Source organism: Massilia atriviolacea, from assembly GCF_003953935.1.
Lineage (GTDB): Bacteria > Pseudomonadota > Gammaproteobacteria > Burkholderiales > Burkholderiaceae_D > Telluria_A > Telluria_A atriviolacea.
The window spans coordinates 228,707-242,643 of record NZ_RXLQ01000002.1 but is presented as its reverse complement, the minus strand read 5'-3'; the positions used below and the strand labels follow the sequence as shown (position 1 = coordinate 242,643).

Sequence of the window (13,937 nt, the reverse complement as noted above, 5' to 3'; positions counted from 1 at the left end):
CTTGTCCCGGCGTTCGCAGGGCTCGCTCGTCCCGGTTGTCGGCCCGGGTGAAGAACCGGCGCGTATCAGGGCGAGGGCGCCAGTTCATCTGCATGCTCATCCTTCGGCTGGCCGGCGAACAGTCGCTCCTGCATGTCATGCAGTGCGATATTAAATTCCATCGAACGAGGATGTGCCAGCATTTCTTCGTTGGTTATGCGCGCTAGATCGTCGACATCCTCGAATCCATCGACATCGGCCGACGCCGGGTCCATGCCCGCCTGCGCCCCTTCCGCAGAAGCCGGACCAGCTACTTCCGCTGGCGCGAAGAGCGGCGCCTGCGGCCCACTGCGTTCAACGCCAGCCATGCGCCCGAAGCGGTTCGAACGGCGATGCGCCCACCGGACCGGCATGGCAAAGGCGCGCGCTAAGCGAGCACCACTGATCGATCCACCGCATCGCCTCGTTGCACAGTGCCGCGCTCATCGTCGCGGCAAATCAAGCCGGCCAGCGGCGCGCTTCGGCCATGGCGCCCTGCACGCGGATGTCGATCAATGATGTTTCACCCCGGACCGGCAGACGACACAGATGAAGGTGTAGAGATAACAGGACGACAGGCTGGATAGACCCGGCGTGCCGACTAAAGTTCCCCAGAAAAGCAGCTGAGGCATGATACCGGAGCGGGCTAGCGGGAGGCCGTGGGTGAAACGTCGACAGGGCACGCCGCCGCCTGCCCTGTCGAGCCGCTTATTTCTCGTCGCTGGCAATAAAACGGTAGATCACCGCACCGAGCAGGGCGCCGGCAATCGGCGCCACCCAGAACAGCCACAGCTGCTCCACCGCCCAGTCGCCCACGTACAGCGCCACGCCGGTACTGCGCGCCGGATTGACCGAGGTGTTGGTGACCGGAATGCTGATCAGGTGGATCAGGGTCAGCGCCAGGCCGATCGGCAGCGGCGCAAAGCCGGCCGGCGCGCGCTTGCCGGTCGCGCCCAGGATCACGATCAGGAAGAACATCGTCATCACCACTTCCGTCACCAGCGCCGCCAGCATCGAATAGCCGCCCGGCGAATGGGCGCCGTAGCCGTTGGACGCAAAGCCCTTGCTCACATCGAAGCCGGCGGCGCCGCTGGCGATGACATACAGTACGCCGCCCGCCGCGACGGCGCCGATCACCTGCGCACCGATGTAAGGCAGCAGTTTCGATGCCGGAAAGCGCCCGCCGGCCCACAAGCCGATCGAGACCGCCGGATTCAGGTGGCAACCCGAAATAGGGCCGATCGCATACGCCATCGTGAGCACGGTCAGGCCGAAGGCCAGCGAGACCCCGTGCAGGCCGATGCCGACACCCGGAAACGCCGCCGCCAGCACGGCACTGCCGCAGCCGCCGAGCACGAGCCAAAAAGTACCGAGAAACTCCGCACTGTACTGTTTCATGAAATTATCCTTATCACTGACATGGTTTCGAAAGAACGACACGGCCACCACAGCGCGCTGCGCGCTCTATGTAGCCGTCTGGAAAGCATGTTGCCAGTGAAAAAGAATTATCGCAAGAATAAAGTTGCGGATTTGTTCATACAAAACGACAGATCAGACAGCGTCCAGGCGCGGATAAGTAAAGGCGATAAAGTGCATGCTGTTCAGGGCCAGGTGGGTCAGGATGGCCGTTTCGATGCGCTGCGAACGCAGGTAGGCATAGCCGTAGCCCAGGCCTGCCAGGCTTGCCAGTCCCACGAACAGCCAGCCTCCGCGCGCGTGCGCCAGGCCGAACAGGAGCGCCGCGATCGCCATGGCAAGGAGCGGGCCCGCCTCCCAGCGCCGCATGGCGCGCGCCAGTTGCTCCTGGATAAAGCCGCGAAAGAACGCCTCTTCGGTCACACAGGTAAACAGCAGGTTCAGCGCGATGAACACCGGCGTGTACGCGAACAGCTTGACATCGACATCGACATACCCCACCAGCATCCCGACCGCCAGCACGACCAGCGGCGTGCCGAGAATGATCCGGTACTGCCGCCCGACCTCGCGCCACTGCTCGCGCGTGCGGGCCGGCACGCAAAACAGGGCGAACAGGATCACCCCGGCGGCGGCGGTATCGAAATTGAGCCGGTGCGTGACCGGCTTTGCCGCCGCGCTGATCACCATGTCGGTCACCAGCGGCGGATTGACGAAGCCCGGAAAGCGGTGCAGCGCCATCGCCAGCATCATGCATCCCATCGCCACCATCAAGAGCACGTGCAGCGCACCGCTCTTGCTGCGCCTGGCGGCATACGCCAGCGCGCCGAGCGCGGCGACGGCCGCCAGGGCCTGCAGCGACAGCAGCCCGGTCGCCACGCCGCTGGCGCAGGCCAGCACCAGCAGGCACAGCCATGGCGCAACTTCCGTACCGGAACGCAGCTTGAGCGGCGCAAGCCATAATGCGCAGACGGACAGCGCCAGCAAGCCGTAGGTCGTCACGAGCGCGACTGAAAGATGAAGCATGGTGTTTTCCCGATCGGGCCGGCTGCGGCAAGGATTTAAAAGTTGCAAAATTGTAATTGATATACATCGTGGAATCAAGCCGCCCGGGACACGCTGCGGCGCACCCGCATTGCACGGCTGCCCCATTCATGGCACGATGCTCCCCCTCGCACATTTTCATTGGAGCATCAATGCGCCGCGTTTCCGCACTCGCCATCGGCCTCGTCCTTGCCAGCCAGCCGGCCCTCGCCCAGAAACGCAACGCGACGAGCACGCCGACGGTGGCCGAAGCGCCGCTGCGCGCCCACCTGTCCTTCCTCGCCGACGACATGCTCGAAGGGCGCGGCACCGGCCAGCGCGGCGGCGAACTGGCCGTGCGCTACCTCGAAACCCAGGCCGCCGCCATCGGCCTGCTTCCCGGCGCCGGCAAATCCTACCGCCAGTCCGTGAAAATGGTCGGCACCAGGACGCTGCCGACCAGCGCCGTCAGCTTCGAGGTGGGCGGCAAGACGCTGGCGCCGAAGCTGGGCACGGAGATCGTCTTCAATAACGCCAGCGGCAAGCCCAAGGTGCGCTTCGATGCGCCGGTGCTGTTCCTCGGCTACGGCATCAGCGCCGACGACGAGCACTGGGACGACTACAAGGGCGTCGACGTCAAGGGCAAGCTCCTGATCATGATGGTCAACGACCCCAGGCCGACGGCGGCGGAACCGAACCGCTTCGGCGGCAAGTCGCTCACCTACCCGGGGCGCTGGATGTACAAGTACGAAGAAGCGCTGCGCCGTGGCGCGGCCGGCGTGCTGCTGATTCACACGACCGAATCAAGCTCCTATCCGTGGAGCGTGCCGGCCAACGGCATGAGCAAGGAGCAGTTCCACCTGGCGGGCGTCGGCAACGCGCTGCAGGGCTGGCTGCAGGAAGACAGCGCGCGCGCCCTGTTCGCCGCCGCCGGCCACGACCTCGATGCGCTGCGCGCCAGGGCCGAAGTGCGCGGCTTCAAGGCGGTCGACCTGAACGCGCGCGCCAACGTCGCCGTCGACAGCGCGATCCGCGCGGTCGAGCAGTTCAACGTGGCCGGCATCGTGCCAGGCACCGATCCCGCACTCAAGGAGCAGGCGGTGATCTACTCCGCGCACTGGGACCACCTCGGCATCGACAAGGTCGAGGGCAAGCCTGACCACATCTGGAATGGCGCGGTCGACAATGCGTCCGGTTCGGCGGCGCTGCTGGCGATGGCGCAGGCGGCGGTGCGCCAGCCGGCCAAACGCACCCAGATCTTCCTGTGGCCCTGCGCCGAGGAACAGGGCCTGATCGGCAGCCTTGGCTACGTGCGCGAGCCGCTCTGGCCGCTGGCCAGGACGGCGGCGGACCTGAACCTGGACAGCATGAATTTTGTGGGCCTCACGCGCGATATCGGCGTGGCCGGCGCGGAGCGCAGCAGCCTGCACGCCAGCGCCGCCAAGGTGGCCAAGGCGATGGGCCTGCGCCTGGCGCCGTCGACGCCCGACCTGGGCGGCGCCTACTTCCGCGCCGACCACTTCAACTTCGCCAAGGCGGGCGTGCCGGCGTTTAACGTGGGATCGGCCGTATTCTCGGGCGACGGCAGCTTCGAATTCGAGCACGAGCACGGCGCGTCGAGCGCGAAGATGGTCGGCTTCAAGGATCACTATCACCAGGTCAGCGACGAGTACAACCCGGCCTGGGATTTGCGCGGCATGGTGCAGCAGGCGCAGTTCACCCTCAACCTCGGGTACGAGGTGGCGAATGCGGCCACCATGCCGACCTGGAACAAGGGCGATCCGCTGGGGAAGGTCAAGCGCTAAATCCAGGCGCCTGCGCCCGGCGACGGGCCCCTGGCTTCGCGCCTGCGCGGGAAAGAAAGTGTTACGGGCGCCGGTCATGGACGGGATATCGGGAGCGAGCCATTTCCCGGCTTTATGCCACAATCGTTTCCTCACTACCGCGAGGAGGCAGCACATGAACGAACGCATCACCATCGACACGCCGGACGGCAGCTTCGGCGCCTATGTGGCCCGTCCGGCCGCCACGCCGGCGCCGTCCATCGTCGTCCTGCAGGAGATCTTCGGCATCAACGCCGACCTGCGCGAAACCTGCGACCGCCTGGCCGCGCAAGGCTACATCGCGGTCTGCCCGGACCTGTTCTGGCGCCTGGAACCGAACGTCGAATTGACCGACAAGAGCGACGCCGAATGGAAAAAGGCCATGGGCCTGTACAAGGCCTTCGACATCGACAAGGGCGTGGAGGATATCGGCGCCACCCTGGCGGCGGCGCGCGCCCTCCCCGGCGCGACCGGCAAGGCCGGCGTGATGGGCTTCTGCATGGGCGGCCTGCTGACGTTTCTGGCCGCCACGCGCGCCCGGCCCGATGCCGCAGTGGCCTACTACGGCGGCGGCACCGACAAACACGCGGACGCCTTCAAGACGCTCGCCTGCCCGCTCATGATGCACCTGGGCGAAGCCGACGAATACATTTCGGCCGAGGCCCGCGCCACCATCGCCAGGGCGGCCGAAGGCAAAGCGCTGGTGCAGATCTTTACCTATCCCGGCCAGAACCACGCCTTCGCGCGCTGGAACGGCGTGCACTTCGACGCGCAGGCGGCCGCGCAGGCCAACGAGCGAACCCGGGCCTTCTTCGCGCAGCGCCTCAAATAGGGTTTATTCGAACAGCTTGAGTTTGAGCTGGACCGAAACCCCGCCATGCAGCCGGTCCTTATAGGTCGGCACCACCGCCACGTTCACGCCCACGCGCTTGTACTCGAACGTGGCGGTCGGAATCGCCGCCAGGAACCAGCCGCCGTCGCGCATCTTGGGATAGCCGTCGAAGCCGCCGAACACCGCGCCGAAGCGCACGCCCGCGTACGACAGGGGCTGGTAGTACATGCCCGCGTACTTCGAGTGCCGGCGGTCGCTGTTGAAGAAGCGTCCCGCCGTCAGGGCCGAATCTTCCGACAGGCGGTACTCGAGGCCGACGCCGGGATTGCGCCCGTTGAGGTCCTTGTCGCTCTGGAAGTGGTAGGTGGCAAAGCCGCTGGTCAGCCACAGCTGGCTGCGTTTTGCGCTGCCGTCGAAGGCTTTCGCTTCGGGGGCCGCCGCTTCCTGCGCCAGCGCGGGTGCGCAGGCCAGCAGCGCCAGGCCGAGGGCCGTCAAGTTTTTCAATATCATCGTCATCAATCGTCGTCGTCAGGATCGAGGTCGGGGAACATGACCTGGGTGTAGCCGAATTTGCTGAAGTCCACGATCCGCATCGGATACAGGATCCCGAGCAGGTGGTCGACTTCGTGCTGCACCACGCGCGCATGGAAGCCGTCGACCTCGCGCACGATGCGCTGGCCATGCTGGTCCACGCCTTCGTAGCGCAGGCGGGTAAAACGCGGCACGCTGCCGCGCAGCCCCGGCACCGACAGGCAGCCTTCGAAGGCTTCTTCCTTTTCGTCGGACAGGGGCGTGAGCACGGGATTGATCAGCACCGTCTGCGGTACCGCCGGCGCGTCGGGATAGCGGCCGTTGTCCTTGAAGCCGAAGATCACCAGCTGCAGGTTGACGCCGATCTGCGGCGCCGCCAGCCCCGCGCCATTCGCGTCGTGCATGGTGTCGAACATGTCGGCGATCAGCGCGTCCATGGCCGGCGTGCCGAATTCGCGCACCGGTTCGGCCACGCGCAGCAGGCGCGGGTCGCCCATCTTGAGGATCTCGCGCACTGTCATGAGATATTCTGCTCGCGGTGCAGTTGTTCGAGGAAGGAGCGGAAGCCCTCGCCGGTTTCGGGGTGCTTCAGGCCCATCGCCGTCATCGCCGTCAGGTAGCCCAGCTTGGAGCCGCAATCGTAGCGCTGGCCCGCATAGCGGTAAGCGAGCACGCGTTCGGCCGCCATCAGCGCGGCGATGCCGTCGGTGAGCTGGATTTCGCCGCCAGCGCCGGTGCCGATGTGCTCCAGGTAGCGGAAAATCTTGGGCGACAAGATATAGCGTCCCACCACCGCCAGGGTCGATGGCGCCACTTCCGGCATCGGTTTTTCGACGATCTGCGACACCAGTTCCAGGTTCTCGCGGTAGGAGGTCGCTTTCACGATGCCGTACTGGCGCGTGTTCGCGCGCGGCACTTCCTGCACCGCCAGCACGCTGCACTGCTCATAGGCGTAGACGTCGGTCATCTGCGCCAGCACCGGACGCTGGCCCGGATCGGTGTCCATGAAGTCGTCGGCCAGCAGCACCGCGAACGGCTCGTCGCCAACCACCGGGCGCGCGCACAGCACCGCGTGGCCCAGGCCCAGCGGCGCCGACTGGCGGATGTAGATGCAGTTGATGTTCTTCGGGATGACGTTGCGCACCAGCTCCAGAAGCGCTTCCTTGCCTGCCGCTTCGAGCTCCGATTCGAGTTCGTAGGCCTTGTCGAAATGGTCTTCGATGGCGCGCTTGTTGCGGCCGGTGATGAAGATCATTTCGGTGATGCCGGCGGCGACCGCCTCCTCGACCGCATACTGGATCAGCGGCTTGTCGACGATCGGCAGCATTTCCTTCGGCTGCGCCTTGGTGGCCGGCAGAAACCGGCTACCCAGACCTGCGACGGGAAAGACTGCTTTTCTAACTGGATTCATCTTGATTCGGTTCCGTGGAAGATGCTGTCGCCAGCAGTGAAAGAAGGGCCGCTTCGTCGAGGAGCGTGATGCCGAGCTCCTGCGCCTTGGCCAGTTTGCTGCCGGCATCCGCGCCGGCAACGACGTACGAGGTCTTTTTCGAGACCGATCCGGACACCTTGCCGCCGGCCGCTTCGACCAGCGCGCCGGCTTCGTCGCGCGACAGGGTCGGCAAGGTGCCGGTGATGACAAAGGTCTTGCCGGCCATGGCGCCGGTGTTTTTCATGACGTGCGCGCCTTCCTTCCAGCGCAGCACGCCGGCCAGGGTGCGCACCAGCGCCAGGTTGTCGGCGTCGGTCAGGAATTCGCTGATCGAACGCGCCACGATCGGGCCGATGTCGGGCACTTCCAGCAGTTGCAGGCCGCCTTCGAAGCTGGCCGCGTGCAGCAGCGCTTCCAGGTTGCCGAAGTGCTGGGCCAGCGCCTTGGCGGTCGACTCGCCCACGTTGCGGATGCCGAGCGCATAGATGAAACGCGCCATGCTGGTGTCGCGCGATTTTTCGAGGGCGTCGACCACGTTCTGGGCCGACTTGGCGGCCATCCGGTCCAGGCCCGCCAGTTTTTCCTTGTCGAGCGTGTACAGGTCGGCCGCGTTGCGGATCAGGCCCTTGTCGACCAGCTGTTCGATCAGCTGGTCGCCCAGCCCTTCGACGTCGATCGCGCGGCGCGACACGAAGTGCATCAGGCCGCCCTTCTTCTGGGCGCTGCAATGGGTCCAGCCGCCAGAGCAGCGCGCCACGGCTTCGTCCTCCGCGCGCACGATGGGCGAGCCGCATACCGGGCAGTTGGCCGGCATGACGAATTCGCGCACGTCCGCGGGACGGCGCTCGGCCACGAAGGACACCACTTCCGGAATCACGTCGCCGGCGCGGCGCACGATGACCGTGTCGCCGATGCGGATATCCTTGCGCCGCACTTCGCCTTCGTTGTGCAAGGTGGCGTTGGTCACGTTCACGCCGCCCACGTTGACCTGCGCCAGGCGCGCCACCGGGGTGATCGCGCCGGTGCGCCCGACCTGCACTTCGATGTCGAGCACCTGCGTCAGCGCTTCTTCGGCCGGGAATTTGTGGGCGATGGCAAAGCGCGGTGCGCGCGAGACGAACCCGAGTTTCTGCTGCTGTTCGAGGCGGTTGACCTTGTACACCACGCCGTCGATCTCGTAGGCCAGGCCCGGACGGCGTTTGCCGATGTCGCGGTAGTAGTCGATCAGGCCTTGCGCGCCGGTGACGACGGCGCGCTCGCTCGACACCGGCAGGCCGAGCGTCTGGTACCAGTCCAGCAGCGCCGAATGCGACGGCGGCATGGCGGCGCCTTCCAGCGCGCCGACGCCGTAGGAAAAGAAGCGCAGGCTGCGCGTGGCCGTGATGCGCGAGTCGAGCTGGCGCAGGCTGCCGGCGGCGGCGTTGCGCGGGTTGGCGAATTCCTTCTGGCCGGCGTCGCGCTGGCGCGCATTGAGCTTGGCGAAATCGGCCTTGTACATCAGCACCTCGCCGCGCACTTCCAGCACCGCCGGCACCGAGTCGCCGTGCAGGCGCAGCGGAATGGCGCGCACCGTGCGGATGTTGGCGGTGACGTCTTCGCCGGTGGCGCCGTCGCCGCGCGTGGCGGCCTGCACGAACACGCCATTCTCGTAGCGCAGGCTGATCGCCAGGCCGTCGAACTTGAGTTCGGCCGCATACTCCACTTCCCCCGCATCGAGTCCTTCGCGCGCGCGGCGGTCGAAGTTGACGATATCCTCGTCTTCGAAGCCGTTATTGAGCGACAGCATGGGGATGCTGTGCGTGACCTGCTTGAACTCCGGCAGCGGCGTGGCGCCCACGCGGTAGGTGGGCGAATCGACCGACACCGCTTCCGGGTGGGCCGCTTCGAGCGCCTGCAGCTCGCGGAACAGGCGGTCGTACTCGGCGTCCGGAATGGTCGGCGCATCCTGCACGTGGTACGAAAAAATATGGCGATTCAGTTCGGCCGTGAGCTGGGCCATGCGGGCGAGGTCGTCGCCCTGCGTCGTTGTTGTTGTCGTCACGATGGTGTTTTTCTGTTAGCTGAACAAGCGCATGGCGCGCGTCGAACCGGCCGCGATGTCGGCCGCTTCCATCTCCTGGTAGAAGTCGAGCACCTGGCTGTTGATTTCGCTGAGCGCCTGGTCGGTCAGCGGCTGGTCGCTGTCGTCGACGATGACCGCGTCCAGGCGGCCCACCAGCGCCTTGGCGCAGGCCAGCATGGCGCCGAAGCCGTCGCGCGCGGGCGCCACGCAGGGCACGTCCAGCAGCAAGGTCAGGCGCGAGGTGGTGTCGGCGCCCAGGGTGACGTTGGTGGTCAGGGTGAACAGCTGGCCGCCGTCGCCGTCGGGCATGATGTAGCGCCCGTCCGGACGGACGTCGAAACCCTGCTTTTCCAGCGCGCCGATCAGGGTCGCGATCGACCACGGGGCGCCGTAGGACATCAGGTTCACGCCCAGCTGGGCGTCGTGGCCGGCCACGAAGCGGTGCAGGGTGCGCGACTCGCCCATGACTTCGATCATGTCCGGGATTTCCGGTTCGGCGCCGATGTCGTCGGCCACCGCGCGCAGGCGCGTCACCAGCTCGGAGTATTCGAGTTCGTTGAGCGCCGTGGTGCGGCTGGCCATCTGCACGCCGGCCTGCAGCTTGGTGTAGACGCCGCCGTGGACGATCGGCTCCCAGTCGCCGTTCACGTGCAGGCCGATGAAATGCACCGGCTTGTTGCCGACGTGGCGCAGGGTGTGCAGGATCGGCAGGATCTTGTCGCCGCGCACCGGCGCTTCCAGCGCCAGCGGGATCAGCACGTCGATCAGCGGGTCGACCAGGCTGGTGGCCAGTTCGGCGGCCGGCGTGATCAGTTCCACCGGCGCCGCCACCGGCGCGGGCGGGGCCACGGGAATGTCGTCGGCACGCGCGGCCGCAGGAGCTGCGACAGGAGCGCTGGCGGCGGCTGCGGGTACGGGTATGGAGACGGGCGCGGGTGCGTGCGCCGGCGCATCGGCGGCCGGCGCGGCCGGCTTGATGTCCAGCGTCGGTTCATTGCGCACGATGTCGCCGGGCCGCAGCAGCACGTCGTCGTGCTCGGACGCGAAGGCGCGTTCGACGCTCTTCTTGGCCTTGTGCTCCTGCCACTTGTTATATGCGAAGACGCCGGCGACGAAGACGCCGGCGGCGCCGATCAGGCTCATTTGTAAATCTGTCATGCTGCTTGTGCCTCGGTAGCAAAATTCGCGGCGGACTCCATGTCCACCGCCACAATGCGCGATACGCCCTGCTCCTGCATCGTCACACCGATCAGTTGATTGGCCATTTCCATCGCAATTTTATTGTGCGAAATGAAAAGGAATTGAGTATGGTCCGACATCCGCTTCACCATGCGGCAGAAGCGTTCGGTGTTGGCGTCGTCCAGCGGCGCATCGACCTCGTCGAGCAGGCAGAATGGCGCCGGATTGAGGCGGAACATCGAGAACACCAGCGCGGTCGCGGTCAGGGCCTTTTCGCCGCCCGACAGCAAGTGGATGGTGGCGTTCTTTTTGCCCGGCGGCTGGGCCATGACCTGCACGCCGGAGTCGAGGATCTCGTCGCCCGTCATCACCAGCTTGGCGTTGCCGCCGCCGAAGAGGATCGGGAACAGTTCCGAAAAATGGTGGTTGACCTTGTCGAAGGTGTCTTGCAGCAGGTCGCGCGTTTCCTTGTCGATGCGCGCGATCGCGTCTTCCAGCGTGGTGATCGCTTCGTTCAGGTCCTTGTTCTGCGAGTCGAGGAAGTTCTTGCGCTCGGAGGCCTGCGCCAGCTCGTCGAGCGCGGCCAGGTTGACCGCCCCCAGCAGCGCGATGGCGTTCGTCAGGCGCGTCACCTCGCCCTGCAGGTAGGACGGCTTCATGTCGGGATGGAGCTTTTCGCTGAGCGCCGCTTCGTCGGCGTCGACCGTCTTGAGCGCTTCGGCGAACTGCTCCTGGTTCAGGCGCGCGGCCTGCTCCTTGAGCTGCATTTCCATGATCTTGTCGCGCTGCGGCTGCAGGCTGCGTTCGGACTGGGTGCGCGCGTCTTCGGCCGCGCGCAGCTGCTGCGTGATCTGGTCGAGTTCATGGCGCGCGTCCGAGAGCGCTTTTTCCTGGCTGGTGCGGCGTTCCAGCAAGTCTTGCAGGCCGTCGCTGGCGGCGCCGCTTTCCAGCGCTTCGAGCTCCATCTGGCCGAGCGCGATCGACTCGCCCACCTGGCTGGCCTGCTGGGTGGCGGTGGCGATGCTGCGGCGCAGTTCCTCGATCTTGCTGCGCTGGGATTTTTCGGCGAACTGCGCTTCCTGGGCCGCCCGTTCGAGCTCGCGCAGCTTGTCGCGCGCGTCGGCCAGCGCCTGTTCGCGCGCCAGGAAGTCGGTCTGGCCGTCTTCGTGCGCGCCCTGCAGCTCGGCCAGTTCCATGTCGAGCTGTTCGAACTTTTCTTCGGACTCCATGCGGATCTGCTGCTGCTCTTCTTCCTGCGCCGCGATCTCGGCCAGGTCGGCCTGGATCTGCGTGCTGCGCTGGTTGAAGCGCGCCTCGACCTCGGACTGCCTGACCACCTCGATCTGCAGCGCGTGCACGCCTTGCGTGAGCGTGGCCACGCGCTGGCGCGCATCCTGCAGGCGGCGCGTCAGGTCCGACATGGCGGCGTCGGCGCGCACCGCGCGGGCGCGCGCTTCGTCGGCCAGCATGGTCTGCGCGCGCAGCTGCTTGCCAATGTTGTCGATCTCCTGCTGGCGCCCCAGCATGCCGTCCTGCTCGGCGTCGGCCGCGTAGAAACGCACGCTCGACTGGGTCACCACGTGGCCCTGGCGCGTGATGAAGGCGCCGCCCAGCGGCAGGCGCGCCCGTTCGGCAAAGGCGCTGGCCGTCTCCTCGGCGCAGAACACATTGTGCAGCCAGTCGCCCAGCAAGCCGCGCAGGCCTGGTTCGTTGAGCTTGAGCAGGCTGGCGAAGGGCTTCAGGCCGGGGATGTCGGCGGCCGCGGCGGAGTTGGCCAGCGAGGGCGCATACAGCGCCAGCTTGGCCGGCGGCGCATCGCTGAAGAAGGCCTTGGCCCATTCGATGTTCGACATTTCGAGTGCGCCGGTACGCTCGCGCAGCACAGATTCGAGCGCCGTTTCCCAACCCTGTTCGATGCCCAGCTTTTGCCACAGGCGCGGCAGCGCATCGAGTTCGTGCTTTTGCAGCCAGGGCTGGACCTTGCCCTGGGTTTGCACGCGTTCCTGCAGTTGCTTCAGGGCCGACAGGCGCGCTTCGAGCTGCGCGTTGGCGGCCGTTTCGGCGTTCACCTGGGCCTGCGCAGCAGTGCGCTCTTCTTCCACGCGCTGCTGCTGTTCGGCCGCTTCGTCGAGCAGCATGCCCTGCTCTTCCAGCGCCTGCTGCTTTTCTTCGAGCTGCAGGCGCAGGTTGGCCAGGTGGCTGCTGTCGGGCAGGTTGAGGCCGTTCTTTTCCTGCTGCAGGCGCTCGCGCCGCGTCTGCAGGCCGTTCAGGATATTCGATGCATTGCGCTGGTGCGCCGATTCCAGTTCGATCTGCTGCTGCGCCTGCATGATGCGGGCGCGCGATTCGGTGGTCTTGTGCTGGGCCGCGCGCCAGGCCGCGTCCAGTTCCGGCAGGCGCTCGCCCTGCGCTTCGGCGTTCATCTGCGACTGTTCCACGCGCCCGCCCAGTTCTTCCAGCAGGTACTCGGCTTCCTCGATCTGCTGCTGGAAATCCTGGCTTTGCGTCTGCCACTGGCTGCGCTGGGCGTTCAGCGCCAGCAGCTGGTTGTGCAGGCGGCTGCGCGATTCGATGACGAACTTGATCTGCGCTTCCAGGCTGCCGATTTCGGCATTGGTCTGGTACAGGTGGCCCTGCGCGGTGTGCAGGCGGTCGCCCACCGAAAAGTGCGCCTGGCGCAGGTGCTCGAGGTCGAGTTCGACGTGGCGCAGCCTGGCCGTCTGCTCTTCGAGGTCGGTCTGGGCCTGTTCCATCTCGCGGAAGTAGCGATTCTGCTCGGTCTGCGCCTCGTTCTTGCGCAGCAGCCAGAGCAGCTTTTGCTTTTCTTCCTGGTCCGCCTGCAGCGAATGGAACCGGTTGGCGACGACCGCCTGCGCTTCGAGTTTTTCGAGGTTGGCGTTCAGTTCGCGCAGGATGTCTTCCACGCGCAGCAGGTTTTCGCGGGTGTCGTTGAGGCGGTTCTCGGTCTCGCGCCGGCGTTCCTTGTACTTCGATACGCCGGCCGCTTCTTCGAGAAATACGCGCAGTTCTTCCGGGCGCGATTCGATGATCCGCGAGATCATGCCCTGGCCGATGATGGCGTAGGCGCGCGGCCCCAGGCCCGTGCCGAGGAAGATATCCTGGATGTCGCGCCGGCGCACCGGCTGGCTGTTGATGTAGTAGGTCGAGGTGCCGTCGCGCGTGAGGGTGCGCTTGACCGCGATTTCGGCGTACTGGCCCCACTGGCCGGAAGCCTTGCCGTCGTTATTGTCGAACACCAGTTCGACCGAGGCGCGCCCGGCCGGCTTGCGGTGGGTGGAGCCGTTGAAGATCACGTCCTGCATCGACTCGCCGCGCAGTTCGGAGGCCTTCGATTCGCCCAGCACCCAGCGCACCGCGTCGATGATGTTCGACTTGCCGCAGCCATTCGGTCCGACCACGCCGACGAGCTGCCCCGGCACCTGGAAATTGGTGGGATCGACGAAAGACTTAAATCCCGACAATTTAATGGAAGACAGGCGCACGTTGACTAGCTAGCTCGGGAATCCTAAAGGTAGCCATCATACCATTTGTTGTCATGTTTTCGGAGAACAGCCGTCGGTGCGGGCCCCGATACCGGCGGTGCATGGCGCAAGCCGGCGCGCG

At 66.0% G+C, this 13,937-nt stretch carries 11 protein-coding genes; 2 read left to right on the top strand and 9 right to left on the bottom strand.

The annotated features are described in order from the left end of the window. Positions 1–65: 65 nt before the first annotated feature. The 3 genes from EJB06_RS04170 to EJB06_RS04160 all read right to left on the bottom strand — a co-directional run bounded on the left by EJB06_RS04170 (position 66) and on the right by EJB06_RS04160 (position 2,457). Positions 66–347 (bottom strand): hypothetical protein, encoded by a 282-nt coding sequence (locus EJB06_RS04170; RefSeq protein ID WP_126072727.1) that lies wholly within the window; start codon positions 345–347, stop codon positions 66–68. A gap of 379 nt (positions 348–726) precedes the next feature. Beyond that, complete coding sequence (gene aqpZ / locus EJB06_RS04165; RefSeq protein ID WP_126072726.1) at positions 727–1,416, bottom strand: aquaporin Z; 690 nt, start codon at positions 1,414–1,416, stop codon at positions 727–729. Positions 1,417–1,569: 153 nt separating this feature from the next. Further along, positions 1,570–2,457 (bottom strand): CPBP family intramembrane glutamic endopeptidase, encoded by an 888-nt coding sequence (locus tag EJB06_RS04160; protein WP_164557809.1) that lies wholly within the window; start codon positions 2,455–2,457, stop codon positions 1,570–1,572. 170 nt (positions 2,458–2,627) lie between these two features. Here EJB06_RS04160 and EJB06_RS04155 point away from each other — a divergent pair, with 170 nt between their 5' ends. Then, positions 2,628–4,259, top strand: a complete 1,632-nt coding sequence (locus EJB06_RS04155) for a M28 family peptidase (protein ID WP_126072724.1) — start codon at positions 2,628–2,630, stop codon at positions 4,257–4,259. Positions 4,260–4,413: 154 nt separating this feature from the next. Then, positions 4,414–5,109, top strand: a complete 696-nt coding sequence (locus EJB06_RS04150) for a dienelactone hydrolase family protein (protein ID WP_126072723.1) — start codon at positions 4,414–4,416, stop codon at positions 5,107–5,109. A gap of 3 nt (positions 5,110–5,112) precedes the next feature. On the opposite strand, the gene EJB06_RS04145 is transcribed toward EJB06_RS04150, so the two are convergent. The 6 genes from EJB06_RS04145 to smc are packed head-to-tail and all read right to left on the bottom strand — an operon-like array spanning position 5,113 to position 13,816. After that, complete coding sequence (locus EJB06_RS04145) at positions 5,113–5,619, bottom strand: hypothetical protein (RefSeq protein ID WP_229426928.1); 507 nt, start codon at positions 5,617–5,619, stop codon at positions 5,113–5,115. A 5-nt stretch (positions 5,620–5,624) separates the two neighbouring features. After that, complete coding sequence (gene def / locus EJB06_RS04140) at positions 5,625–6,161, bottom strand: peptide deformylase (protein WP_126072722.1); 537 nt, start codon at positions 6,159–6,161, stop codon at positions 5,625–5,627. Next, positions 6,158–7,051: a UTP--glucose-1-phosphate uridylyltransferase GalU gene (gene galU / locus EJB06_RS04135; protein WP_126072721.1), complete on the bottom strand. Its 894-nt coding sequence runs from the start codon at positions 7,049–7,051 to the stop codon at positions 6,158–6,160. Before galU ends, def begins: the two co-directional genes overlap by 4 nt. After that, entirely contained in the window at positions 7,038–9,071 is a 2,034-nt protein-coding gene (ligA, locus tag EJB06_RS04130; RefSeq protein WP_126072969.1) for an NAD-dependent DNA ligase LigA, read from the bottom strand. Before ligA ends, galU begins: the two co-directional genes overlap by 14 nt. Before the next feature lie 57 nt (positions 9,072–9,128). Next, positions 9,129–10,292, bottom strand: coding sequence for a cell division protein ZipA C-terminal FtsZ-binding domain-containing protein (locus tag EJB06_RS04125; RefSeq protein ID WP_126072720.1), 1,164 nt, complete (start codon positions 10,290–10,292; stop codon positions 9,129–9,131). After that, positions 10,289–13,816 (bottom strand): chromosome segregation protein SMC, encoded by a 3,528-nt coding sequence (gene smc, locus EJB06_RS04120; protein WP_126072719.1) that lies wholly within the window; start codon positions 13,814–13,816, stop codon positions 10,289–10,291. Before smc ends, EJB06_RS04125 begins: the two co-directional genes overlap by 4 nt. Positions 13,817–13,937 lie beyond the last annotated feature (121 nt).

What these genes read in the sequence shown, in the direction of transcription:
- EJB06_RS04170 (WP_126072727.1), bottom strand. Translation starts at nt 347, where the DNA reads ATGGCTGGCGTTGAACGCAGTGGGCCGCAGGCGCCGCTCTTCGCGCCA.
- aqpZ (WP_126072726.1), bottom strand. Translation starts at nt 1,416, where the DNA reads ATGAAACAGTACAGTGCGGAGTTTCTCGGTACTTTTTGGCTCGTGCTC.
- EJB06_RS04160 (WP_164557809.1), bottom strand. Translation starts at nt 2,457, where the DNA reads ATGCTTCATCTTTCAGTCGCGCTCGTGACGACCTACGGCTTGCTGGCG.
- EJB06_RS04155 (WP_126072724.1), top strand. Translation starts at nt 2,628, where the DNA reads ATGCGCCGCGTTTCCGCACTCGCCATCGGCCTCGTCCTTGCCAGCCAG.
- EJB06_RS04150 (WP_126072723.1), top strand. Translation starts at nt 4,414, where the DNA reads ATGAACGAACGCATCACCATCGACACGCCGGACGGCAGCTTCGGCGCC.
- EJB06_RS04145 (WP_229426928.1), bottom strand. Translation starts at nt 5,619, where the DNA reads ATGATATTGAAAAACTTGACGGCCCTCGGCCTGGCGCTGCTGGCCTGC.
- def (WP_126072722.1), bottom strand. Translation starts at nt 6,161, where the DNA reads ATGACAGTGCGCGAGATCCTCAAGATGGGCGACCCGCGCCTGCTGCGC.
- galU (WP_126072721.1), bottom strand. Translation starts at nt 7,051, where the DNA reads ATGAATCCAGTTAGAAAAGCAGTCTTTCCCGTCGCAGGTCTGGGTAGC.
- ligA (WP_126072969.1), bottom strand. Translation starts at nt 9,071, where the DNA reads ATGGCCCAGCTCACGGCCGAACTGAATCGCCATATTTTTTCGTACCAC.
- EJB06_RS04125 (WP_126072720.1), bottom strand. Translation starts at nt 10,292, where the DNA reads ATGACAGATTTACAAATGAGCCTGATCGGCGCCGCCGGCGTCTTCGTC.